The 25,940-nt window shown below is 72.9% G+C and carries 2 protein-coding genes and 3 pseudogenes; 4 read left to right on the top strand and 1 reads right to left on the bottom strand.

The features are described 5' to 3' along the window. Position 1 precedes the first annotated feature (1 nt). The 4 genes and pseudogenes from HNQ61_RS10120 to HNQ61_RS10130 all read left to right on the top strand — a co-directional run. A pseudogene (locus HNQ61_RS10120) lies at positions 2-9,601 on the top strand (non-ribosomal peptide synthetase); the annotation flags it as partial. 87 nt (positions 9,602-9,688) lie between these two features. Further along, a pseudogene (locus HNQ61_RS29960) lies at positions 9,689-10,462 on the top strand (thioesterase domain-containing protein); the annotation flags it as partial. A gap of 1,070 nt (positions 10,463-11,532) precedes the next feature. Beyond that, positions 11,533-17,952 (top strand): annotated as a pseudogene (locus HNQ61_RS10125) (amino acid adenylation domain-containing protein); the annotation flags it as partial. Positions 17,953-18,085: 133 nt separating this feature from the next. Then, positions 18,086-24,535, top strand: a complete 6,450-nt coding sequence (locus HNQ61_RS10130) for a non-ribosomal peptide synthetase (protein ID WP_170040261.1) — start codon at positions 18,086-18,088, stop codon at positions 24,533-24,535. 289 nt (positions 24,536-24,824) lie between these two features. Here HNQ61_RS10130 and HNQ61_RS10135 read toward each other — a convergent pair whose 3' ends face one another. Continuing rightward, positions 24,825-25,598 (bottom strand): aspartate/glutamate racemase family protein, encoded by a 774-nt coding sequence (locus HNQ61_RS10135; RefSeq protein WP_170040259.1) that lies wholly within the window; start codon positions 25,596-25,598, stop codon positions 24,825-24,827. Positions 25,599-25,940 lie beyond the last annotated feature (342 nt).

The following is a 25,940-nucleotide window of genomic DNA, read 5'->3' on the forward strand; positions in this document are numbered from 1 at the left end:
CATCCGTCCGGAGCTGCTGCCGCTCGTCTCGCTCACGCAGGCGGAGATCGACGGCATCGTGGCGACGGTGCCGGGCGGCGCGGCCAACGTGCAGGATATCTATCCGCTGGCTCCGCTGCAGGAAGGCTTTCTCTTCCATCACCTGGCCTCGGAGGAGGGCGATCCCTACCTGCTGGGCACCATCACCCGCTTCCCCAGCCGGGAGCGGCTGGACGCCTGGCTGGAGGCGTTGCGCGCCGTGGTCGCGCGGCACGACATCCTGCGTACCTCCATCGTCTGGGAAAACGTCCCGGAGCCGGTGCAGGTGGTGTGGATCGACGCCCCGCTTCCCGTGCAGGAGGAGGAGATCGATCCCGCGGAGGGCGACGTGGCGAAGCAGCTGTATGCGCGCTTCGACCCGCGCCGCCACCGGATCGACATCCGCCAGGCTCCGCTGCTGCGCTGCCACGTGGCGCGCGAGGCGGACGGGGAGCGGTGGGTGATGCTGATGCTCCTGCACCACCTGGCCGGCGACCACACGACGGTGGAGGTGCTGCGCGAGGAGATCCAGGCGCACATGAACGGCCGCCAGGACGCGCTGCCGCGGCCGGTGCCGTTCCGCAACTTCATGGCGCAGGTGCGCTTGGGCGTGAGCCGGGAGGAGCACCAGGCGTTCTTTCAGCAGATGCTGGGCGATGTGGATGAACCCACGGCGCCGTTCGGCCTGCTGGACGTGCGCGGCGACGGGTCCGGCATCGAGCAGGGGCGGCTGGAGGTGGATGAGGGGCTCGGCAACCGGCTGCGGGAGCGCGCGCGGGCGCTGGGCGTGAGCGCGGCCACCCTGTGCCATGTGGCGTGGGGGCAGGTGCTGGCGCGGGCGTCCGGGCGTGACGACGTCGTCTTCGGCACAGTGCTCTTCGGCCGCATGCAGGGCGGCGAAGGCGCCGACCGCGTGATGGGCCCCTTCCTCAACACCCTCCCCATCCGGGTGCACACCGGCGACGTCGGGGCCGAGGCGGGCGTGCGGCAGACGGCTGCGCTGCTGGCCGGGCTGATGCGCCACGAGCACGCCTCGCTGGTGCTGGTGCAGCGGTGCAGCGCGGTGGATGCGTCCGCGCCCCTGTTCACGTCGCTGCTCAACTATCGCTACAGCAAGCGTCGGGCGCCGGTGGGTGCGGCGCGCCCGGCCGCGCGGACCAGCCAGGGCGGAGAGCGCAACAACTATCCGCTGAACCTGTCGGTGGATGACCTGGGCGACGGCTTCGCGCTCACCGTGCAGGCGCCCGTGACCGTGCAGTCGCTGCGGGTGTGCTGGATGATGCACACCGCGCTGGAGTCGCTGGTGACGGCGCTGGAAACCGCGCCCGGCGCCGCCTTGGGCCGCTTGGCCGTGCTGCCGGAGGAGGAGCGCGCCAGGGTCGTGGACGAGTGGAACCGGACGGACGCGGAGCTTCCCCCCGAGTGGTCCATCCACGGCCTCTTTGAAGCGCAGGCCGCGCGCACGCCGGACGCTCCGGCGGTGATCTTCGCGGGGCAGCAGCTCACGTTCGCGGAGCTGGACCGGCGCGCCAACCAGCTTGCGCACCACCTCCGCGGCCTGGGCATCGGCGCGGAGGACCGCGTGGCGCTGTGCATGGAGCGCAGCCTGGACCTGCTCCCCGCCTTTTTCGGCATCATGAAGGCGGGCGCGGCGTACGTCCCGCTGGAGCCCACGCACCCCGCCGACCGGCTGGCCTATACGCTGGAAGACAGCGGCGCGCGGATGCTGCTGACGCAGTCGTGGCTGGCGGACGGGCTTCCCGAGGCGCGGCCGGATACGCTGTTCGTCGACCAGATGGCAGACGTGCTGGCGGCCGAGCCAGCGGAGCGGCCGGAGAGCGGCGCGGGGCCGGAAAGCCTGGCGTACGTCTACTATACCTCCGGCTCCACGGGGCGCCCCAAGGGCGTGCTGATGCACCACATCGGGCCGGTCAACTACTTCGCCTGGGCGCGCGAGGAGTACCTGTCCAACGGCGGCAGCGGCGCGCCGGTGTTCTCGTCCATGTCCGTGGACCTGACGCTGGCCAACTTCGTCCCGCTCTTCGCCGGGCAGCCGATCGAGCTGCTCCCCGAGGGACCGGGAGTGGAGGCGCTGGCGGAGGTGATCCGCGGGCGGCCGGGGTACGCGATGATCAAGATCACCCCCACGCACCTGTCGCTGCTGAACCAGGTTCTCTCGCCGGAAGACGCGGCGGGGAGCGGGGCCACGCTGGTGATCGGCGCCGACAATCTGCTGGCGGAGCCGACGCTCTTCTGGCGCGAGCATGCCCCGGGCGTGCGGCTGCTGAACGAGTACGGGCCCACGGAGACCGTCGTCGGCTGCTCGATCTATGAGATCCCCGCCGATCGCCCCGCCGAGGGACGCATCCCCATCGGCCGGCCCATCCAGAACCTGACGCACTACGTGCTGGACGCGCGGATGCAGCCCGTGGCCGTGGGCGTGGTGGGCGAGCTGTACATCGGCGGGATCGGGGTGGGGCGGGGGTACCTGCGACGGCCGGGGCTGACGGCGGAGAAGTTCGTGCCGGACCCGTTCGCGGCACAGCCCGGCGCCCGCTTCTACCGCACGGGCGACCGGGCGCGGTGGCTGCCGGAGGGCGAACTGGAGTTTCTGGGTCGCATCGACTTCCAGGTGAAGGTGCGCGGCTACCGCATCGAACTGGGCGAGATCGAGGAGCGGCTGCGGGAACACCCGGGCGTGCACCACGCGGCGGTCCTCATCCGCGAAGACACGCCGGGCGACACGCGCATCGTGGCGTACTGGACGGGTGACGGCGCGGACGTGGAGAGCCTGCGCGCGCACCTGGGCGAGCGTCTGCCCGCGTACATGGTCCCGGCGGCGTACGTCAGGCTGGATGAACTGCCGCTCGGCCGCACCGGCAAGCTGGACCGCAAGGCGCTGCCTGCGCCCGAGGGCGACGCGTTCGCGCGGCACGGCTACGAGGCGCCGGCCGGGCAGACGGAAGAGGCGCTGGCGGAGATCTGGGCCGAGGTGCTGGGCGTGGAGCGGGTGGGGCGCTGGGACCACTTCTTTGAGCTCGGCGGCCACTCGCTGCTGGCGGTGCGGGTGATTTCGCGCGTGCGGCAGGCGCTGGGCGTGGAGATCGCGCTGGGCGAGGTCTTCGCCCGGCCCGTGCTGAGCGACTTTGCACGCGGGCTGGAAACGTCCGCCCGCGCGGATCTTCCGCCCATTGAGCCCGCGGACCGGCAGGGGCCGCTTCCGCTGTCGTTCGCGCAGCAGCGGCTGTGGTTTCTGGAGCAGCTGGGCAACCTGGGCAGCACGTACCACGTGCGCGTCCGCCGGCGTTTTTCGGGCGAGCTGGACCGCGAGGCGCTGGGCCGCGCGCTGGACCGCATCGTCGCGCGGCACGAGGCGCTGCGCACCACTTTTACGCAGGTGGGCGACGTCCCCGAGCAGCGGATCGCGCCCGCGGACGCCGGGTTCCCCCTCGCGGACCACGACCTGGCGGGCCGGCCCGACGCGGACATCGCGCTCCGCCGGATGCTGGCGGATGAATCCGCGGAAGCGTTCGACCTGCAGCGGGGACCGCTCATCCGCGGCCGCCTCATCCGTCTGGCCGCGGACGATCACCTGCTGCTGATCACGATGCACCACATCGTCAGCGACGGCTGGTCCAGCGACGTGCTCACCCGCGAGCTGGACGCGCTGTACGCGGCGTTCCGCGCGGGCGAGCCGGATCCGCTTCCCCCGCTGGCCGTGCAGTACGCGGACTACGCGGTGTGGCAGCGCAGGTGGGTGGCGGGCGAAGTCCTCCAGGCGCAGGCGGACTACTGGACGCGCACGCTGGCGGGCGCGCCCGAGCTGCTGGAGCTGCCCACCGACCAGCCGCGGCCGGCGCAGCGCGACCCCGCCGGGGCGCAATTCGGCATGCAGCTGGATGGCGCGCTTACGGCGGGGATCAGGACCCTCGCGCGGCGGCACGGCACCACGCCGTACATGGTGGTGCTGGCGGGATGGGCGGCGGTGCTGGCCCGTCTCTCCGGCCAGGACGACGTGGTGATCGGCACGCCGACGGCCAACCGCGGGCAGCGGGAAATCGAGGGGCTGATCGGCTTCTTCGTCAACACGCTGGCGCTGCGGATGGACCTGTCCGGCGCGCCCACCGTGGCGGAGCTGCTGGCGCGGGTGAAGGAGCGGACGCTGGAGGCGCAGCGGCACCAGGACATCCCCTTTGAGCAGGTGGTGGAGCGGGTGGACCCCGCGCGGAGCCTTTCGCACACGCCGCTGTTTCAGGTGCTGTTCGCCTGGCAGAACGCGTCCGCGGATGCCGCGAGCCCTTCCGGCGCGGCGCCGTCCGGCCCGGCCGCAGCTTCGACTCCCCCGGGCGCCGCCGCGCAGGTGACGGCCAAGTTCGACCTTTCGCTCAGCTTCATCGAGCGGGACGAGCGGATCACGGCCGGCGTGGAGTACGCCGCCTCGCTCTTTGAACGCGCCACCGTGGAACGCTGGACAGGCTACCTGCGGCGCGTGCTGGAGGAGATGGTGGCGGATGAGCACCAGCCCGTGACGCGGCTGGCGCTCATGCCCGCGGACGAACGCGCGCGGGTGCTGGAAGAGTGGAACCGCACGACGGACTTCCCGGCCGAATCCTGCATCCACACGCGGTTCGAGCGGCAGGCGGCGCGCACGCCCGGCGCCGTGGCGGTGACGTTTCAGGCGGAGAGCCTGACCTACGCGGAGCTGAATGCGCGGGCCAACCGGCTGGCGCACCGCCTCCGCACGCTGGGCGTGGGGCCCGACGTGCGCGTGGCGCTGTGCATGGAGCGCGGCGTGGAGATGGTGATCGCCCTTCTCGCGGTGCTCAAGGCGGGCGGCGCCTACGTGCCGCTGGACCCGGACTATCCCGCGGAGCGCCTGGCGTACATGCTGGCCGACAGCGCGCCGGCGGCCGTGCTCACCCAGCATTCGCTGCACGCCCTGGTGGGCGGCGTGGACGTGCCGGTGCTGCTGCTGGACGCGGCTGCCCCGAAGTGGGCGCACGCCCCCGCGACGGACCCGGAGCCCGGCGCGCTGACGCCGGACGGCGTGGCGTACGTCATCTACACCTCCGGCTCCACCGGCCGGCCCAAGGGCGTGCTGGTGCCGCACCGCAACGTGGCCCGGCTGTTTTCCGCCACGGATGCCTGGTTCGGCTTCGGCGATTCGGACGTGTGGACGCTGTTCCACTCCATTGCGTTCGACTTTTCCGTGTGGGAAATCTGGGGCGCGCTCCTGTTCGGCGGCCGTCTCGTAGTGGTCCCCGGAGACACGGCGCGCAACCCGGAGGCGTTCCACCAGCTGGTGTGCGACCAGGGCGTGACGGTGCTGAACCAGACGCCCAGCGCCTTTTACCCGTTCATGGCGGCGCACGCGGCAAGCGGCCGCGGGCACCGGCTGCGGTACGTGGTCTTTGGAGGCGAAGCGCTGGACGTGCCCCGGCTGCGCCCGTGGTTTGACGCCTGCGGCGATGCGTCGCCGCGGCTGGTGAACATGTACGGAATCACCGAAACGACCGTGCACGTCACCTGGCGACCGCTCTCGCGGGCGGACGCGGACCGCGCGGGGGCCAGCCCCATCGGCGAGCGCATTCCGGACCTGCGGGCCTATCTGCTGGACCGGGCGGGCGAGCCCGTGCCCGTCGGCGTGGCGGGTGAGCTGTACGTGGGCGGCGCCGGGGTGGCGCGCGGCTACCTGGGCCGCCCGGAGCTGACGGCCGAGCGGTTCGTTCCCGATCCGTTCGGCGGCCGGCCGGGGGAGCGGCTGTACCGCACGGGCGACCTGGGGCGGCGGCGGCCGGACGGCACGCTGGAGTACCTGGGCCGGACCGACCACCAGGTAAAGGTGCGCGGCTTCCGCATCGAACTGGGCGAGATCGAGTCGCGGCTGGCGGAGCACCCCGGGGTGCGCGAGGCCGTGGTGCTGGCTCGCCAGGACGCACCGGGAGACACGCGCCTGGTGGCGTACTGGGTGGGCGCGGTGGAGGAGGCGGAGGTGCTGCGCGCGCACCTCGCCGAAACGCTGCCGGCGTACATGGTGCCGGCGGCGTACGTGCGGATGGAGGGGTGGCCGCTCACCTCCAACGGCAAGCTGGACCGCCGCGCCCTTCCGGCCCCCGAGGGCGATGCCTTCGCGCGGGGCGGGTACGAGGCGCCGGTGGGAGAAGTGGAGACGGCGCTGGCGGAGGTGTGGGCGGAGGTGCTGGGCGTGGAGCGGGTGGGCCGCGGCGACGGCTTCTTTGAGCTGGGCGGGCACTCGCTGCTGGCCGTTACGCTCATCGCGCGGATGCGGGGGCGGGGGATGCACGCCGACGTGCGCACCGTCTTTACCGCGCCCACGCTGGCCGCGCTGGCCGCCGCCGTGGCGGGCGAGCACGGCGAGGTGCAGGTGCCGCCCAACCGGATCCCCGCGGGCAGCCCCGTCATCACGCCGGAGATGCTGCCCCTCGTTGCGCTGGACCAGGCGGCCATCGACGGCATCGTGGCGGACGTGCCGGGCGGCGCGGCCAACGTGCAGGACATCTATCCCCTGGCCCCGCTGCAGGAAGGCTTCCTCTTCCACCACCTGGCCACCACGGAAGGTGATCCCTACCTCCTGCTGGGCAACGTGGGCACCTTTCCCACGCGGGAGCGGCTGGACGCCTACCTGCGGGCGCTGGGCGCGGTGATCGCGCGGCACGACGTTCTGCGCACGGCGATCGTGTGGGAGAACGTTCCGGAGCCCGTGCAGGTGGTGTGGCGCCACGCGCCGCTCGCGGTGGAGGAGGTGGTGCCGGACCCCGCGGAGGGCGACGTGGCCGGGCAGCTGCACCGGCGGCTGGACCCGCTGCACCACCGCATGGACATCCGCCGGGCGCCGCTGATGCGGGCGTGCATCGCGCCCGACGCGGACGGGCGCTGGCTGCTCCTGCTGCTGCGCCACCACCTCACCATCGACCACACCGCGTTCGACCTGCTGCGCGAGGAGATTCACGCGCACCTCAACGGCCGCGGGGACTCGCTTCCCGCGCCGCTGCCCTTTCGCAACTTCGTGGCGCAGGCCCGCCTGGGGGTGAGCCAGGAGGAGCACCGGGCGTTCTTTACCGAGATGCTGTCCGACGTGGACGAGCCGACGGCTCCGTTCGGGCTGCTGGACGCGCGGGGCGACGGGTCCGGCATGCAGCAGGCGCGGATACGGGTGGATCCGCCGCTGGCCGCACGGCTGCGGGAGCGCGCGCGGGCGCTGGGGGTGAGCGCGGCCACGCTGTGCCACGTGGCCTGGGCGCAGGTGCTGGGGCGCGCGTCGGGGCGCGGCGACGTGGTGTTCGGAACCGTGCTGTTCGGCCGGATGCAGGGCGGCGAGGGGTCGGAGCGGGTGATCGGGCCGTTCATCAACACCCTCCCCATCCGCGTTCGCCTGGAGGACGCGGGGGTGGAGGCCAGCGTGCGGCAGACGCACGCGCTGCTCGTCAGGCTGCTGCGCCACGAGCACGCCTCGCTGGCGCTGGCCCAGCGGTGCAGCGGGGTGGAAGCGCCGGCCCCGCTGTTCACCGCGCTGCTGAACTACCGCCACAGCGTGCAGTCGGCCGCGCCTCCCCCGCGCGCCGGAACGACGGGCCAACCCGGGGAGCGGACCAACTATCCGCTGATGATGTCGGTGGACGACCTGGGCGAGGCGATGGCGCTCACGGCGCAGGCCCCGGTGTCGGTGCAGCCGCTGCGCGTGTGCGAGATGATGCACGCCGCCCTGGAGTCGCTGGTGGGAGCGCTGGAAACCGCGCCGGGGACCGTGCCGGGCCGTCTGGGCGTGCTGCCCCCGGACGAGCGCCAGCGGGTGCTGCGGGAGTTCAACGACACGCGGCGCGAGTACCCCCGCGAGGCGTGCGTCCACGAGCTGTTTCAGGGGCAGGCCGCGCGCACGCCCGGCGCGGTGGCGGTCGTGTACGAAGGGGAAAGCCTGACGTACGCGGAGTTGAACGCGCGGGCCAACCGGCTGGCGCACCACCTGCGCTCGCTGGGCGTGGGACCGGACGTGCGGGTGGGGATCTGCGTGGAGCGCAGCGTGGAGATGGTGGTGGGGCTGCTGGGCATTCTCAAGGCCGGCGGCGCCTACGTTCCGCTCGATGCCAGCTACCCGGTGGAGCGCCTGCGCCACATGGTGGAGGACAGCGCCCCGGCCGTCCTGCTCACGCACCCGCCGCAGGCCGCCACCGCCGCCGCGCTGTCCGCGGGGTCCGCCATCCCGGTGCTGGATCTGGCGGATGACGGGGCGTGGGCGCACCGGCCGGAGACGGATCCCGGGCGCGAAGGAACCGGGCCGGGGAGCCTGGCGCACGTCCTGTTCACCTCCGGCTCCACCGGGCGCCCCAAGGGCGTCATGCTGGAGCACGGCAGCCTGGTGAACCGCCTGCAGTGGATGCAGGACCGGTACGGAATGACGCCGGACGAGGCGGTGCTGCAGAAGACGCCGTTCTCCTTCGACGTGTCGTTCTGGGAGTTCTTCTGGCCGCTGATGGTGGGCGCGCGGCTGGTGATGGCGCGCCCCGGCGGGCACCGCGACCCGTCGTACCTGGTGGAGACGATCCGCCGCGAAGAGATTACCGTGGCGCACTTCGTCCCCTCCATGCTGCAGCTGTTTCTGGAGCACGCGGAGGCGGAAACGTGCACCGGCCTGCTCCGCGTCCCGGTGAGCGGCGAGGCCGTGTCGGCGGCGCTGGTGCGGCAGTTCCACGAGCGGCTGCCGGGCGTGGGGCTGTACAACCAGTACGGGCCCACGGAGTCCGGCGAGGTGACCGAGTGGGCGTGCGACCCCGCCGCGGAGCGCGTTTCCATCGGCCGGGCCATTCACAATGCGGCGGTCTACGTTCTGGACCGGGATGGAGAGCCGGTGCCGGTGGGGGTGGCCGGCGAGCTGTTCATCGGCGGGGTGGCGGTGGCGCGTGGGTACCTGGGCCGCCCGCGATTGACGGCGGAGCGGTTCATCCCCGATCCGTTCGGCGAGCCGGGGGCGCGGCTGTACCGCACCGGCGACCTGTGCCGGTGGCTTTCCGACGGGACGGTGGAGTACCTGGGGCGCACCGACTTCCAGGTCAAGGTGCGCGGATTCCGCGTGGAGCTGGGGGAGATCGAGGCGGGGCTGGCCTCGCACCCCGGCGTGCGCGAGGCGGTGGCGCTGGCGCTGGATGACGGGGCCGGCGGAAAGCGGCTGGTGGCGTATTTCGTGGGCGAGGCGCTGGAAGGCGAGGCGCTGCGCACACACCTGTCCCGCCAGCTGCCGGACTACATGGTGCCTGCGGCGTTCGTGCGGATGGATGCGTTCCCCGTCACTCCCAACGGCAAGCTGGACCGCCGTGCGCTCCCCGCTCCCGAGGGCGTCGCGTTCGCGGCGGGGACGTACGAGGCGCCGGTGGGAGAGACGGAGCAGGCGCTGGCCGCCATCTGGGCGGAGGTGCTGGGCGTGGCGCGGGTGGGCCGCGGGGACAACTTCTTTGCCCTGGGCGGGCATTCGCTGCTGGCCGTGCGGGCGATCGGGCGGATGCGGCAGGCGCTGGGGGTGGAGATCCCTCTGACGCACGTCTTCTCCTATCCCACGGTGGAATCGCTGGCGGCGCGACTTGCGGCGCCGGAGGCTCCCGTGGTGGAGGGCCGGGCCATCGCCGTCCGCGCGGCGGGCTCGGAGCCCCCGCTCTTTCTGGCGTACACGGGCGCGGGGTCCATCGCCTATGCGCAGAAGCTGCACCCCCATCTGGGCGGCGAGGTGCCGGTGTACGCGCTTCCGGCCCCGCCCCTGTCCGATGCGCAGCCGCGGACGGTGCAGGAGATGGCCGCGCGCCTGGTGCGCATGATCCGCGAGGTGCAGCCCGCGGGTCCGTATCGCGTGGGCGGATGGTCGTTCGGCGGCGTGCTGGCGTACGAGGTTGCCGCGCAGTTCATCGCGCGGGGCGAGACGGTGGAGTTCGTGGGGATGCTGGATACGTATCCTCCCGCGTACTTCCGCGCGGCGCCGCCCATGTACGCGGTGGACGCAGACGGGCTGGGAGAGCCGGTGGAGGAGCCGTCGGCGGAGGCGTCGGCGGAGGCGGCCGGCCCGGTGGACGGCGGCGGGGACGCGGGGCTGGAGGCGTACGTGGCGCGGCTTCAGGCGGAGGGCAAGCTGCCCGCCCACGTGACGGTGCCGCAGTTCCGGGAGATGCGGAACCGCGGGCGGGTGAACGACCAGGCGGTGCGGGGATACGATCCCCAGCCGATCCCCGTGGTGGTCTACCACTACTCCGCGCAGGAGAGCCCGATGGTGGAGGAGCCGTCGCGCGGCTGGCGGGACCTGCTCCCCGAGCATCTGCTTCAGGTGACGCCGGTGCCGGGAACGCACCAGACCATGATGGATCCGGTCAACTCGGCCGTGCTGGGGCAGGCGCTGGCGCGGGGCCTGGAGCGCTCGCGGGCGGCCCGGGTGGAGGCGCCCGCGTGACGCGGGGCAGGGAGCCGCGCCGGCTCGCCTGAACCCGGTCCCGCCCACGCAGAGTCAGCAGAGTCGTTTCTCTGCTGACTCTGCTGTCTCTGGCCAAAGAACATCGGCCCGCTGTTTTCTCGGCCGACCGTCCGCGCGAGGCCACGGGAATCTGTGGATGACGTGCGATGTCTCGGGCGCCGCTCTCCCGTGCGCATCCACACCTCGTCGGGCGACGGGCTTCTACAGATCGCGATCGTGATGATGAGGGCGGCCAGGCACCGCATCCACCTGATCGCGATCCCTGAAAGTCTGCGTCGACGGAAAGGCGTGCGATCGAGGGCGGATCGGACCCGCGCGGCGGCGTCCGCATCAGCCCATCGCGCGCACGGGGCTGGGAAAGGACGATCGCGCGCCGCGGGATCGGCATCATCCCCCACGGCCCTTAGGCGCCACGCTGGAGCAGATGCAGGATGCCGCGCCGAAGAAGCCTTTGCGGCGTGTCCGGCCATGCGTCCGGCCGAAAGGTGCGCGCCGGGTACGCGGTGTCCGGGGCGGGCGGAGGATCGTCCGGCGGCGGGGCGGGGAATCGCGGCGTCCCGGATTGGCCCCTTCGCGCGCGCGGGGGGCGCGCCGGTTGAAGGAAAGTTTTCCGCCGGTTATAATGGGGTTTCCAAATCCATCCCTCCCCTCCCTCGCCGTGGGTCGTCATCCCGATGCCGAGCCGCCGGTTGGCCGCGCCGGAGTGCCGGGGCGGGCGCACCGCGCACTGGGCCGACGGCGGTCTCCGGAGGGCGGGCGCGAGGGGCGTGAAGGCGTGCGCTTCGTCTGCTGACATTTCACGCGGGATCTGCACGGGCGATGCGCGCCGCCCGCCACGCCGCCGTCGCCTACCCGCGAGCCCGGCGTCCGGATACGCGGCCGCCCACGGCGGCCGGGCCGGCGCGCGGGCAGCGGGTCTTTCCATTCGTCCGGGATGTGTGCCGTCTGATGGACCGAGTCGCTACGCCGCCGGCTGATCTGCTTTCCTACCGAACCGCCTCATGAGCAACGACCTGTCGCGCGCGCGCAACCTGTCCCCCGAAGAAAAGCGGGCGCTCCTGGAATCCCTGCTCCGCAAGGAGCCCGCGGGGTCCCGGGTCGCGCCGCTTTCCTTTTCGCAGCAGCGCCTGTGGTTTCTGGAGGCGCTGGAGGACATGGGCGGCACGTACCACATCCCCATGCGGCTGTACCTGCGGGGGACGCTGGACGTGGCCGCCCTGCGCCGCGCGCTGGACCGGATCGTGGCCCGGCACGAAGTGCTGCGCACGACGTTCGGCGAGGTGGATGGAAAGCCGGTGCAGCGCATTTCCGCTCCCGCCCGCTTCGCCCTCGCCGAGCACGACGTGCGCGCCGCCCCGGATCCCCGCGCCGCGCTGGACGCCCTGGTGCGCCAGGACGCGGAAGCGCGCTTCGACCTGGCGGCGGGCCCGCTCATCCGCGGCGCCCTGGTGCGCGTGGCCGATGACGAGCACGCGCTGCTCATCACCGTGCATCACATCGTCTCCGACGGCTGGTCCATGGGCGTGTTCGGCGGCGAGCTGAGCGCGCTGTACGAGGCCTTCAGCACGGGCGCGGCGGACCCGCTTCCCGCGCTCCCCACGCAGTACGCGGACTACGCGGCGTGGCAGCGCCGCCGGGTGGAGGGCGAACTGCTGGAGCGGCAGGCCGGCTTCTGGGAGCGCACGCTGGCGGGCGCGCCGGAGCTGCTGGAGCTTCCGGCGGACCATCCCCGCCCGGCGCGGCAGGACTACGCGGGCGGCGCTGTTCCGCTCGAGCTGGACGCGGAGCTGAGCGCGGCGCTCAGGGCGCTGTCGCGGCGCAACGGCACCACGCTGTTCATGACGCTGCTGGCCGGGTGGGCCATCGTCCTCAGCCGTCTTTCCGGGCAGGACGACGTGGTGGTGGGCACCCCCACCGCCGGGCGCGACCGGCGTGAGATCGAGGGGCTGATCGGCTTCTTCGTGCACACGCTGGCGCTGCGCGTGGAATTGTCCGGCGCGCCCACCGTGGCGGAGGTGCTGGCCCAGGTGCGCACGCGGGCGCTGGAGGCGCAGCAGAACCAGGACATCCCCTTTGAGCAGGTGGTGGAGCGGGTGCGCCCGGTGCGCAGCCTGGCCTACACCCCGCTCTTTCAGGTGATGTTCGCCTGGCAGAACGCGCTGGGAGACGGGCTGTCGCTGCCGGGGCTGCAGACGGGCGAGGTGGACGTCGACGCGCGGAGCTCCGCCAAGTTCGACCTGTCGCTCACCCTGTGGGAGGACGACGGGCGCATCACCGGATCGCTGGAGTACGCCGCCGCCCTCTTCGACCGATCCACGGTGGAGCGCCACGCGGGCTACCTGCGGCGGGCGCTGCGGGAGATGGCCGCGGATGACCAGCGCCCGGTGGAGCGCCTGTCCATCCTCCCGGACGACGAGCGGGCGCGGGTCGTGGACGGGTGGAACCGCACGGCGGCGGAGTTCCCCGCGCAGTCGTGCATCCACGAGCTGTTTCAGGACCACGCCCGGCGCGCCCCGGACGCGGACGCGCTTCTGTGGGGCGCGGATCGGGTGTCGTACGGCGAGCTGAACGCGCGGGCCAACCGCCTCGCGCACCACCTGCGCGGCCTGGGCGCGGGGCCCGAGGTGCGCGTGGCGATCTGCGCGGAGCGCGGGCCGGAGATGATCGTCGCGCTGCTGGCGACGCTCAAGGCGGGCGGCGCCTACGTCCCGCTGGACCCGGCCTATCCGGCGGACCGGCTGCGCCACATGCTGCACGACAGCGCCCCCGCGGTTGTTCTCGTCCAGCCGCACCTGGCGGAGCGGCTGCGGGAGCCGCTGGACGGGCTGGCGGTTCCGCTCGTTGCGCTGGATGCGGAGTCGTGGGCCGGGGCGCCGGACACGGACCCGGAGCGCGGCGCGCTGATGCCGGATCACCCGGCGTACGTCATCTACACCTCCGGCTCCACCGGCCGCCCCAAGGGGGTGCTGGTGCCGCACCGGGGGCTGTGCAACGTGGCCGCCGCGCAGCAGCGCGTGCTGGGCGCGGGCCCGGACGACCGCGTGCTGCAGTTCGCCTCGTTCAGCTTTGACGCGGCCGCCTTTGAGCTGGTGATGGCGCTGGCGGCCGGCGGCGCGCTCTGCCTGGCCCCGCGCGAGGAGCTGCTTCCCGGGCCGGGGCTCATCGACCTGCTGCGGCGGCACGCGGTGACCCTGGTGACGCTTTCCCCCACCGCGCTGGCCGCGCTCCCGGTGGAGGATCTGCCCGCGCTGCGCACCATCACCGTGGCGGGCGAGGCGCTCCCCGCGGAGCTGGTGGCCCGCTGGGGCGCCCGGCACCGCCTGTGGAACCTGTACGGCCCCACCGAGGCCACCATCTGGAGCACCGCCGCGCAGTGCACCGATGCGGAGCGCCGGCCGGATATCGGCCTGCCCATCGCCAACGTGCAGGCCTACGTGCTCGGCCGCGGCGGAGAGCCGGTGCCGGTGGGGGTGGCGGGCGAATTGTACGTGGGCGGCGCCGGGGTGGCGCGCGGCTACCTGGGCCGGCCCGGGCTGACGGCGGAGCGCTTTGTCCCCGACGCGTTCGGGACGGAGCCGGGGGCGCGCCTGTACCGCACGGGCGACCGGGTGCGCCGGCTGGCGGACGGGCGGCTGGACTTCCTCGGCCGCACGGACCACCAGGTCAAGGTGCGCGGATTCCGCATCGAACCCGGGGAGATCGAGGCGCGCCTGGCGGAGCAGACCGGGGTGCGCGAGGCCGTGGTGCTGGTGCGCGAGGATGCCCCCGGCGAAACGCGGCTGGTGGCGTACGTGGCGGGGCCGGACGCGCCCGCGGCAGACGTGCTGCGCGCCCGCCTGGGCGAGACGCTGCCGGAGTACATGGTGCCCGCGGCGTACGTGCGGATGGATGCGTTTCCGCTGACGCCCAACGGCAAGGTGGACCGCGCGGCGCTCCCCGCGCCCGAGGGCGACGCCTATGCCCGGAGCGGCTACGAGGCACCCGCGGGGGAGACGGAGCAGGCGCTGGCGGACGTGTGGGCCGAGGTGCTGGGCGTGTCGCGGGTGAGCCGGTGGGACAACTTCTTTGACCTGGGCGGGCACTCGCTGCTGGCGGTGCAGGTGGGGTCGCGCGTGCGGCAGGCGCTGGGCGCGGAGATCCCGCTGCACGAGGTCTTTGCCTCGCCCGTGCTGGCGGACCTGGCCCGGGTGGTGGAGAGCGCCACGCGCGCCACCCTTCCCGCCATCGAGCCCGCGGACCGTGGCGGCCGCCTTCCCCTTTCCTTTGCCCAGCAGCGGCTGTGGTTCCTGGAGCAGCTGGGAAACCTGGGCAGCACCTATCACATCCCGTTCCGCCTGCGGCTGCGCGGGGCGCTGGACCGGGCGGCGCTGGTGCGTGCGCTGGACCGCATCGTCGCCCGGCACGAGGTGCTGCGCACGGGGATCGCGGTGGTGGACGGCGAGCCGGAGCTGCGCATCACCCCGGCGGCGGAGAGCCGGTTCGCGCTGGTGGAACACGACCTGTCCGCGCAGCCCGACGCGGAGGCCGCGCTGGCCCCGCTGGTGGCGGAGGCGGGGCACGCGCCGTTCGACCTGTCGGCCGGGCCGCTCGTGCGCGGGCGGCTGGTGCGCATGGGCCAAGATGATCACGTGCTGCTCGTCACCATGCACCACGCGGTCTCCGACGGCTGGTCCATGGGGGTGTTCGTCCGCGAGCTGGGCGCGCTGTACGCCGCATTCCGCGACGGCCGGGGCGATCCGCTCCCCGCGCTTCCCACGCAGTACGCGGACTACGCGGCGTGGCAGCGGCGGTGGGTGGAGGGCGACGTCCTGCGCGAGCAGGCGGACTACTGGACGCGCACGCTGAAGGGCGCGCCGGAGCTGCTGGAGCTGCCCGTGGACCGCCCGCGCCCGCGCAGGCAGGAGTTCGCCGGCGACTGGATGCCGGTGGAGCTGGACGCGGAGCTGACGGCGTCGCTCAAGGCGCTCAGCCGGCGCCACGGCACCACGCTCTTCATGACGCTGCTGGCGGGGTGGGCGGTGGTGCTCAGCCGCCTTTCCGGGCAGGAGGACGTGGTCATCGGCAGCCCCATGGCCGGGCGCGGGCGGCGGGAGATCGAGGGGCTGATCGGCTTCTTCGTCAACACGCTGGCGCTGCGGCTGGACGCGTCGGGCACGCAGACGGTGGCGGAACTGCTGGGGCGGGCCAAGGCGCGGGCGCTGGAGGCGCAGCAGCATCAGGACATCCCGTTCGAGCAGGTGGTGGAGCTGGTGGATCCCGTGCGCAGCATGGCGCACAGCCCGCTCTTTCAGGTGATGTTCACCTGGCAGAACGTCCCCGGCGGGGTGGACGCCCCGCTTCCCGGGCTGCGTACGGAGCCGGTGGAGGCGGAATCCGGGCAGATGCAGGCCAAGTACGACCTGTCGCTCACGCTGTGGGAGGAGGATGGAGCGATCGCCGGCGGCGTGACGTTCGCCGCGGGGCTCTTTGATCCGGCCACCGTGGAGCGCTGGGCGGGCTACCTGGGCCGCGTGCTGCGGGAGATGGGCGCCAATCCGAAGCGGCGGCTGGACCAGCTCCCCATCATGCCGGACGCCGAGCGCGCCCTGGTGGTGGATGGATGGAACCGCACGGAGGCGGCCTACCCGGCGGACTCCTGCATCCACGAGCTGTTCGAGGCGCAGGCGGCGCGCACGCCGGACGCGGTCGCCCTCATTTCCGCCCGCGGGGAGCGGGTGACGTACGGCGAGCTGAACCGCCGCGCCAACCGGCTGGCGCACCATCTCAGGACGCGCGGCGTGGGACCGGACGTGCGGGTGGGATTGAGTGTGGAGCGCAGCCCGTCCATGGTGGCGGGGCTGCTGGGCATCCTCAAGGCGGGCGGCGTCTTTGTCCCGCTGGATCCGGGCTACCCGCGCGAGCGTCTGGAGTACATGCTGGCGGACAGCGCCCCCGCGGCCGTTCTGGCGCAGGGCTCCGTGATGGGCAATGTGGCCGCCACGCTGTCCGCGCTGGGCCGCGACGTCCCCGTGCTGGAGCTGGACGCGGCCGCGCCTGCGTGGGCCGATGCGCCGGAAACAAACCCGGATCGCGATGGGCTCACGCCCAACCATCCCGCGTACGTGACGTACACGTCGGGCTCCACCGGCCGGCCGAAGGGCGTTCCGACCATCCACCACAAGGCGCTGAACCTGATCCACTGGTACGGCCGGGAGTTCGGGATCACCGATCGCGACGCCGTGCTGCTGGTGATGTCGTTCAGCTTCGACGGCACGTACCGCAACCTGTTCGCCCCGCTCTTCGCGGGCGGGCAGCTGCACCTGGCCTCCGAGCCGTTCGATCCTGCGGGGATCGTCGGGCAGATCGCGTCTGGCGGCATCCGGCTGGTGAACTGCACGCCCTCCGCATTCCAGGCCCTGGTGGAAGCGGACGCGGATGGCGCGCTGGCGGGGCTGCGCACGGCCGTGCTGGTGGGCGAGGCGGTGCAGCCGCGCAAGCTGATGGAGTTGCCGGAGCCGCGGCCGGAACTGGTCAACCTGTACGGCCCCACCGAGTGCTCCGGCATCGTCACGTATCACCGCCTCGCGCCGGACCTGTCCATCTACCTGACGGAGCCGGTGCCCGTCGGCCGGCCGATCCCGAACGGGCGCATCTACCTGCTGGACCGCACGGGGAGCCCGGTGCCGATCGGCGTGGCGGGCGAGGTACACATCGGCGGAACGCCGGTTGGCCGCGGCTATCAGAACGCGGCGGGGCAGACGGCGGAGAAGTTCATCCCCGACACCTTTGGTGAAGCAGGAGCGCGGATCTACCGCACGGGCGACCGGGCACGGTGGCGGGCGGACGGTACGCTGGAGTTTCTGGGCCGTCTGGACACGCAGGTCAAGGTGCGCGGCTACCGCATCGAGCCGGGCGAGATCGAGGCGCGGCTCGCCTCGCACGATGCCGTGCGCGAGGCTGTCGTCCTGGTGCGCGAGGACGCCGAGGGGGAGCCGCGGCTGGTGGCGTACTGGCTGGGCGATGCGGTGGATGCGGAATCGCTCCGCGCGCACCTGGGCGAGGCGCTGCCGGCGTACATGATCCCCGCCGCGTACGTGCGGGTGGAGCAGTGGCCGCTGACGCCCAACGGCAAGCTGGACCGCCGCGCGCTCCCGGCCCCCGGAGAAGACGCGTACGCGGCCCGTGCGTATGAAGCGCCCGCGGACGAGACGGAGCAGGCCGTGGCCGAGATCTGGGCCGACGTGCTGCACGTGGAGCGGGTGGGCCGCTGGGACAACTTCTTTGAACTCGGCGGGCACTCGCTTTCCGCCGTGCAGGTGATCTCCCGCGTGCGGCAGGTGCTGGAGGTGCAGGTGGCCTTGGGCGACCTGTTCACGCGTCCCGTGCTCAAGGACTTCGCGCAGGAGATCCTTGACGCACAGCTGGCCCAGGTGGACCCGGAAGAAATGGCGCAGCTGATGGCCATGCTCCGCGAATCCGGCGAGGGATGACGCTCCGCCGTTCAACCGGACGCCGCTCCGCGCCCGCCCCCGATGTACACGAACACGCCCCCGCGGCCGCATGCGCGGCCGCGGGGACGCTCATGCTTTTGCGATCCACCCGACCGAACGGGACGCCCAACTGATGAAGTCCGACGTGACCGAACTGACCCTGGCCGAGCGCCGCAAGCTTCTGCAGATGGCGCGCGCCCGCGACCTCGTACGGGGTGAGTCGGAGCTGCCGCCCATCGAACCCGTGTCCCGTGACGCACGGGTGCCGCTGTCGTTTGCGCAGCAGGGGCTGTGGTTCGTGGAGCAGCTGGGCGACCTGGGCAGCACGTACCATATCCCCCTGCGCCTGCGGCTGCGGGGCGACCTGGACCGGGCGGCGCTGGCGCGTGCGCTGGAAGGCATCGTGGCCCGACACGAGGCGCTGCGGACGACGTTCGTGGAGACCAACGGCGTGCCCGAGCAGCGCATCGGGGCGGCGGACGCGGCGTTCCACCTCGCCGATGAGGACCTCGGCGGGCGGGCGGACGCGGACGCGGAGCTGGGCCGGCTGATGGCCCGGGAGGTGCGCGCCCCGTTCGATCTGCAGCGCGGTCCCCTCATCCGCGGGCGCCTGGTGCGCATGGCGGCGGACGACCACGTGCTGCTGGTGACGGTGCACCACATCGTCAGCGACGCCTGGTCCATGGGGGTGTTCACCCGCGAACTGGTGGCCGGATACACCGCCGCCCGCGAAGGGCGCGCACCGGAGCTTGCCGCGCTCCCCATCCAGTACGCGGACTATGCGGCGTGGCAGCGGCGGCGGGTGGAGGGCGAGGGGATCGCCAGGCAGTCGGAGTTCTGGAAGCGCACCCTCGCCGGTGCGCCGGGGCTGCTGGAACTGCCCACGGACCGCCCGCGCCCCGCGCAGGCGGAACACGCGGGCGAGCGGCTCTGGGTCAGCCTGAACGAGACGCTGACGGCGGGGCTCAAGGCGCTGTCGCTCCGGCACGGCACCACCCTCTTCATGACGGTGATGGCGGGGTGGGCGACGGTGCTGGGCCGCCTGTCCGGGCAGGACGACGTGGTGATCGGCACCCCCACGGCTGGGCGCGAGCGGCGGGAAACCGAGGGGCTCATCGGCTTCTTCGTCAACACGCTGGCGGTGCGGCTGGACCTGTCCGGCCAGCCGACTGTGGCGGAGCTGCTGGCGCGGGTCAGGGCGCGCGCGCTGGAGGCGCAGCACCACCAGGACATCCCCTTTGAGCAGATGGTGGAGCTGGTTCAGCCCACCCGCAGCCTGGCCCATCATCCCCTGTTCCAGGTGAGCTTCGCCTGGCAGAGCACCCCCGGGGCCGGCGGCGTGGTGTCGCTCCCCGGGCTGGAGGTGGAGGGCGTGGCGATGGGGACCTCCGACATCCAGGCCAAGTTCGACCTGTCGCTCGCCCTGCGCGAGACGGGGGACGTCATCCTGGGCGACCTGACGTACGCCAAGTCCCTCTTTGACCGGGCGACGGTGGAGCGCTGGTCCGGCTACCTGCGGCGGGTGCTGGAGCAGATGGTGGCGGATGACGGGCGGCCCGTGGAGCGGCTGGCCATGCTGTCCCCGGACGAGCGCGCGCGGATGGTGGAGGAGTGGAACCGCACGGACGCCGCCATTCCCGCGTCGTGCGTGCACACGCTGTTCGAGGCGCAGGCCCGGCGCGCGCCGGATGCACCCGCGGTGATCTTTGACGGCGGGAGCCTCACCTACGGGGAGCTGAACGCGCGGGCCAACCGGCTGGCGCACCACCTGCGCGGCCTGGGCGTGGTTCCCGGGACGCGGGTAGCGCTGGCGATGGGGCGCTCGCCGCAGCTGGTGGAAGCGGAACTGGCGGTGATGAAGTGCGGCGGCGTGTACGTGCCGCTGGACCCCGAGCACCCCGCCGACCGCCTGCGCGGGATGCTGGACGACAGCGCGCCCGCCGCCCTGCTGACCACGGAGGAGATGGCGGAGCGCTTCGGCGGCCTGGACCTCCCCGTGCTGGCGGTGGATGCGGAGGCGCCCGCGTGGGCTTCGCTCCCGGACACCGACCCGGGCGTGGAGGGGCTGACGCCGGACCACCTGGCGTACGTGATGTACACGTCGGGCTCCACCGGCCGGCCCAAGGGGGTGATGGTGCCGCACCGCGGCATCCTGCGCCTTGTCATCGACAATGGATACGCGGAGTTCGGGCCGGACGACCGCGTGGCCTTCGCCGCCAACCCGGCATTCGACGCCACGACGATGGAGGTGTGGGCCCCGCTGGTGAACGGCGGCAGCACCGTCGTCATCGGCGCCGATACGCTGCTGGACGCCGCGGCGTTCGCGCGGGCGCTGCGGGAGCACGGCGTCACGGCCCTCTTCCTCACCACGGCCGTCTTCAACCGCTACGCGGAAAGCATCCCGGACGCGCTGGCGGGGCTGCGCCACCTGCTCACCGGCGGCGAGGCGGCGGACCCGTCCGCCTTTGCCCGCGTGCTGGCGGAGGGCGGCCCCGTTTCCGTCATCCACTGCTACGGCCCCACGGAAACCACCACCTACGCCATCACGCACCCCGTGCGCGAGGTGGCGGCCGGCGCGCGAACCCTGCCGCTGGGCCGGCCCATCTCCAACACGCGCGTCTACCTGCTGGACGCGGCGGGGGAGCCGGTGCCGGTGGGCGCGGCGGGCGAGCTGTACATCGGCGGGGCGGGGGTGGCGCGCGGCTATCTGGACCGCCCCGGGCTCACGGCCGAGCGCTTCGTCCCCGACCCGTTCGGCGGGGAGCTGGGCGCGCGGCTGTATCGCACGGGCGACCTGGCGCGCTGGCTGGCGGACGGGACCATTGAATTCCTGGGCCGCACGGACCACCAGGTCAAGGTGCGCGGCTTCCGCATCGAGCTGGGAGAGATCGAGGCGCGGCTCCTGGAGCACCCCGCCGTGCGCGAGGCCGTCGTCATTGTCCGCGAGGACGCGCCGGGCGACCGGCGGCTGGTGGCGTACGCGGCGGGCGACGAATCCCCCGGTGCCGAGGAACTGCGCGCGCACGCGGGACAGGCGCTGCCGGCGTACATGGTTCCCGCCGCGTTCGTGTGGATGGACGCGCTTCCGCTCACGCCCAACGGCAAGGTGGACCGCCGGGCGCTCCCCGCGCCGGAGGGCGACGCCTTTGCCGCGCGTGCGTACGAGGCGCCGGCCGGCGCGGCCGAGCAGGCCGTGGCGGAAATCTGGGCCGAGGTGCTGGGCGTGGAGCGGGTGGGGCGCCGGGACGACTTCTTCGGGCTGGGCGGGCACTCGCTGCTGGCCGTGCAGGTCATCTCCCGCATCCGCCAGGCGCTGGGGGTGGAAACCGCGCTGGGCGAGCTGTTCACCCGCCCCGTGCTGGCGGACTTTGCGCGGGAACTGCAGGGCGCGGCGCGCGCGCAGCTGCCGCCCATTCAGCCCGTGCGCGGCGACGGCCCCGTGCCGCTCTCCTTCGCGCAGCAGCGGCTGTGGTTCCTGGAGCAGCTGGGCGACCTGGGGAGCGCGTACCACATCCATCGCCCCCTGCGGCTGCGGGGCGAACTGGACCGCGAGGCGCTGGTACGCACGCTGGACGGGCTCATGGCCCGCCACGACGCGCTGCGCACCACGTTCGTGCGCGTGGACGGCGCCCCCGCGCAGCGCATCGCCCCGGCGCGGGGAAGCCGCTTTCCGCTGGTGGAGCACGACCTGCGCGGCGAAGCGGACCCGGAGGCGGCGCTCGCCCCGCTGATGGCCGCGGAGGCCAACGCGCGCTTCGACCTGGAGCACGGCCCGCTCATCCGCGGCCGGCTGGTCCGCGTGGCGGAGGACGACCACGTCCTCCTTCTCACCATGCACCACATCGTCAGCGACGGGTGGTCCATGGGGGTGCTCTTCAGCGAGATGGCCGCGGGATACGCCGCGCACCGCGCGGGGCGGGAGCCGGCGCTGGCCGACCTTCCCGTGCAGTACCCGGACTACGCGGCGTGGCAGCGCCGGTGGGTGGAGGGCGACGTCCTCCGCGAGCAGGCGGAGTACTGGACCGGGGCGCTGGCGGGCGCCCCCGGGCTGCTGGAGCTTCCCGCGGACCGCCCCCGCCCGGCGGAAATGGACCATCGCGGCGCGCAGCTCGGGGTGGAGCTGGACGAGGAGCTCACGGCCGGGGTGCGGGCGCTGTCCCGCCGGCACGGCGCCACGCCCTTCATGACGGTGCTGGCGGCGTGGGCCACAGTGCTCAGCCGCCTGTCCGGGCAGAGCGACGTGGTGGTGGGCACGCCCACGGCCGGGCGCGGGCGGCGGGAGCTGGAGGGGCTCATCGGCTTCTTCGTAAACACGCTGGCGCTGCGGCTGGACCTGGCGGGCGGGCCCACGGTGGCGGAGCTGCTGGCGCAGACGCGGACGCGGGTGCTGGCGGCGCAGCATCACCAGGACATCCCCTTTGAGCAGGTGGTGGAGCGGGTGGACCCGGCGCGCAGCATGTCGCACACTCCGCTCTTTCAGGTGCTGCTCACGTGGCAGAACACGCCGGGGGGCGACGGGCTGGAACTGCCGGGGCTGCGGGTGGGCGGGGTGCAGTCCACCGTGCGGGCCACCTCCAAGTTCGACCTGTCGCTTTCGCTGCGCGACACGGAGGCGCGCATCGCGGGCGGAATCACGTACGCCACGGCGCTGTTCGACGAGGCGACGGTGGAGCGCCACGTGAGCTACCTGCTGCGCGTGCTGCGGGAGATGGTGGCGGATGAGAACCAGCGCGTGGACCGGCTGGCGCTCATGCCGGAAAGCGAGCGCGTCCGCGTGGTGGAGGAGTGGAACCGCACGGACGTTCCCTATCCCGCGGAGCTCTGCATCCACCAGCTGTTCGAGCGGCAGGTGGACCGCACGCCGGACGCCGTGGCCGTGGTGCACGAGGGGAAGTCTCTGACGTACGCGGAGCTGGACGCGGCGGCCAACCGGCTGGCGCACCACCTGCGCGCGCTGGGCGTGGGGCCGGAGGACCGCGTGGCGCTGTGCATGGAGCGCAGCCTGGATCTGCTCCCCGTCTTTTTCGGCATCATGAAGGCGGGCGCGGCGTACGTGCCGTTGGAGCCCACGCATCCCGCGGACCGCCTGGGCTACATGCTGCGCGACAGCGGGGCCCGGCTGCTGCTGTCGCAGTCGTGGCTGGCGGACGGGCTTCCGGAGGACCGGCCGCAGACGCTGTGGATGGACCGCATGGCGGACGTGCTGGCGTCCGAGCCGGCGGGGCGTCCGGAAAGCGGCGTGCGGGCAGAGAACCTGGCGTACGTCTACTACACGTCCGGCTCCACGGGGCGGCCCAAGGGCGTGCTGATGCACCACTACGGGCCCACCAACTACTTCGACTGGGGCACCGGCGCGTACCGGGCCGCGGCGGGGCGGGGCGCGCCCGTCTTTTCGTCCATGGCGGTGGACCTGACGCTGGCCAACTTCATCCCCCTCTTCGCCGGCGAGCGCGTGACGCTGCTTCCCGAAGGGCCGGGGGTGGAGGCGCTGGCGGAGGCCATCCGGCGCGAGCCGGGGTTCGCCATGATCAAGATCACCCCCACGCACCTGGCGCTGCTCAACCAGTCGCTGGCGCCGCAGGACGCGGCGCGCGCGGCGGGAACGCTGGTGATCGGCGCGGACAACCTGATGGCGGAGCCCACGCTGTTCTGGCGCGAGCACGCTCCCGGCGTCCGGCTGCTGAACGAGTACGGGCCCACGGAGACCGTCGTGGGCTGCTCGCTGTACGAGATCCCCGCGGACCGGCCCGCGGCGGGGCGCATCCCCATCGGCAAGCCCATCCAGAACCTGACCCACTACGTGCTGGACGCGCGGATGGCGCCGGTGCCGGCGGGCGTCTCCGGCGAGCTGTACATCGGCGGGGTCGGGGTGGCGCGCGGATACCTGGGGCGGCCGGGGCTGACGGCGGAGAAGTTTGTTCCGGACCCGTTCGCGGCGCAGCCGGGCGCGCGCTTCTACCGCACGGGCGACCGGGCGCGGTGGCTGCCGGACGGCGACCTGGAGTTTCTGGGACGCATCGACTTCCAGGTGAAGGTGCGGGGCTACCGCATCGAGCTGGGGGAGATCGAGGAGGGGCTCAAGGACCACCCGGCGGTGCGCCACGCGGCGGTGCTGGTGCGCGAAGACACGCCGGGCGACACGCGGCTGGTGGCGTACTGGGTGGGCGACGGCCCGGCGGACGTGGAAAGCCTGCGCGCGCACCTGGGCGAGCGGCTTCCGGCGTACATGGTGCCCGCGGCGTACGTCCGGCTGGACCAGTTGCCGCTGGGGCGCACCGGCAAGCTGGACCGCAAGGCGCTGCCGGCCCCGGAGGCGGACGCGTACTCCACCCGCGACTACGAGCCGCCCGTGGGGGAGATGGAGGAGTCGCTGGCGGAGATCTGGGCGGAGGTGCTGGGGATTGCGCGGGTGGGCCGCCGGGACAACTTCTTTGAGCTGGGCGGGCACTCGCTGCTGGCGATTACGCTGCTGGAGCGGATGCGCCAGCGCGGGCTGCACGCCGAGGTGCGCACGCTCTTTCTGTCCCCCGTCTTTGCCGATTTCGCGGCGAGCACGGACCAGGTGGTGGAACTGCGGATTTGAGCCGTCGTCGTTTCGTTTGATGACCTCCATCCCGACTCGTTCGCGCGGGTAGAGTCGCGGAACGCTCGAGACTCCATCCCGCGTACGGTTAGGAAACACCCGGGACGGAACGCGGAGGACGCGGGGGGAACAGAAGGGGGACGCGGAGAAACTGAGGAGTTTCTCCGCGTCCCCTCCGTTTTTCCCCGCGTCCCCCTCTGTTTTTCCCCCGCGTCCTCCGCGTTCCCCAATACCGAGCCTGGATGCGACGGGAGCCCGGGTGCCGCGCCTGCTCCGTCCCCCGGAAACGCTACGCGGCGGAGGCCCGCACCATTGCGCCCGGCAGCGACGGAATGCGGTCGCCAGCACCGTGTGCGGCAGTCTCCGCGGCGTGCGCAAAGCTCGACGCAATGGCCAGGAACGGGTCGATGCACTCCGGGTGCTCCGCGCCCCCGTGCAGCACGTTGGCCACCAGGTGGATCTCCGAGCACCCCACGATGAAGCCGTCGGTGCCGTACTTGGCCAGCAGCGAGCGTACGATGGGCGCCAGCGCGGCCGGGTCCGCCATCCGCTTGATCTGGTAGATCAGGTCGTCGTGGATCAGGTCCTGGTCGGCCGCCTCGGGAAACACGACCCGGTCCGCCACGTCTTCCCACCCCGGCTCGCGCTCAAACAGCGACACGTACCGCGTTCCCCGGGTGCACAGCATGAGGTAGCGGCCCCGGGTGCGGCGCAGCTGGGCCACGATCACCTCCGGCACGGAGATGATGGGGCGCCGCAGCTCCGCGGGAAGGCGGGGAAGCAGGTGGTGCGCCGTCATGCAGCAGATCACCAGCCGCGTGGCGCCCCGCTCCAGCAGCGCGGCCAACACTTCCTCCAGCATGGGCGACACGGTGTGCTCCTCGCCCGCCAGAAAGGCCGAGGTGCGGTCCGGGAACGCCGGGTTGGAATCCATCAGCACCCGCGGCGCGTCCTGCTCCCGCTCCCACGTGGCGCACCGGTACACCGTCCGCAGGAACTCGGCGGACGCCAGCGGCCCCAGCCCGCCCACGATGCCCAGGACCTCACCCCGTAGACTCTTCATGATTCCTCAGAATGGTGCGCGTGCGGGCGTGGTGCCGCAGCGTGGGCCGGAGCCGCGCGGGGAACCCCGGCCAGGGGACGGCCGGGGAGGGTTGCGCCACGGCATGCTCCGCCGCGGGGGCGGGTGCACGGGGCGCTCCGGGAAGGCGCGGGGTCCGGCGAGCGGGACCCCTTTTCTGCCACCGCGGAGACAGGAAGAGAAAAATCTAGCGGAATCTGTTCCCGGCGAAAATGGGTGTCCGCAAACCCGTGCCCGCGGCGGGGGGGAACGGGCCGCAACGCCTGACGCGCGGCGCGCTTTTTCCCCGGTCCGCAAGGGCGTCCCGGGCACGCGCCGGCGGCG

This window comes from Longimicrobium terrae (genome assembly GCF_014202995.1).
Taxonomy (GTDB): domain Bacteria; phylum Gemmatimonadota; class Gemmatimonadetes; order Longimicrobiales; family Longimicrobiaceae; genus Longimicrobium; species Longimicrobium terrae.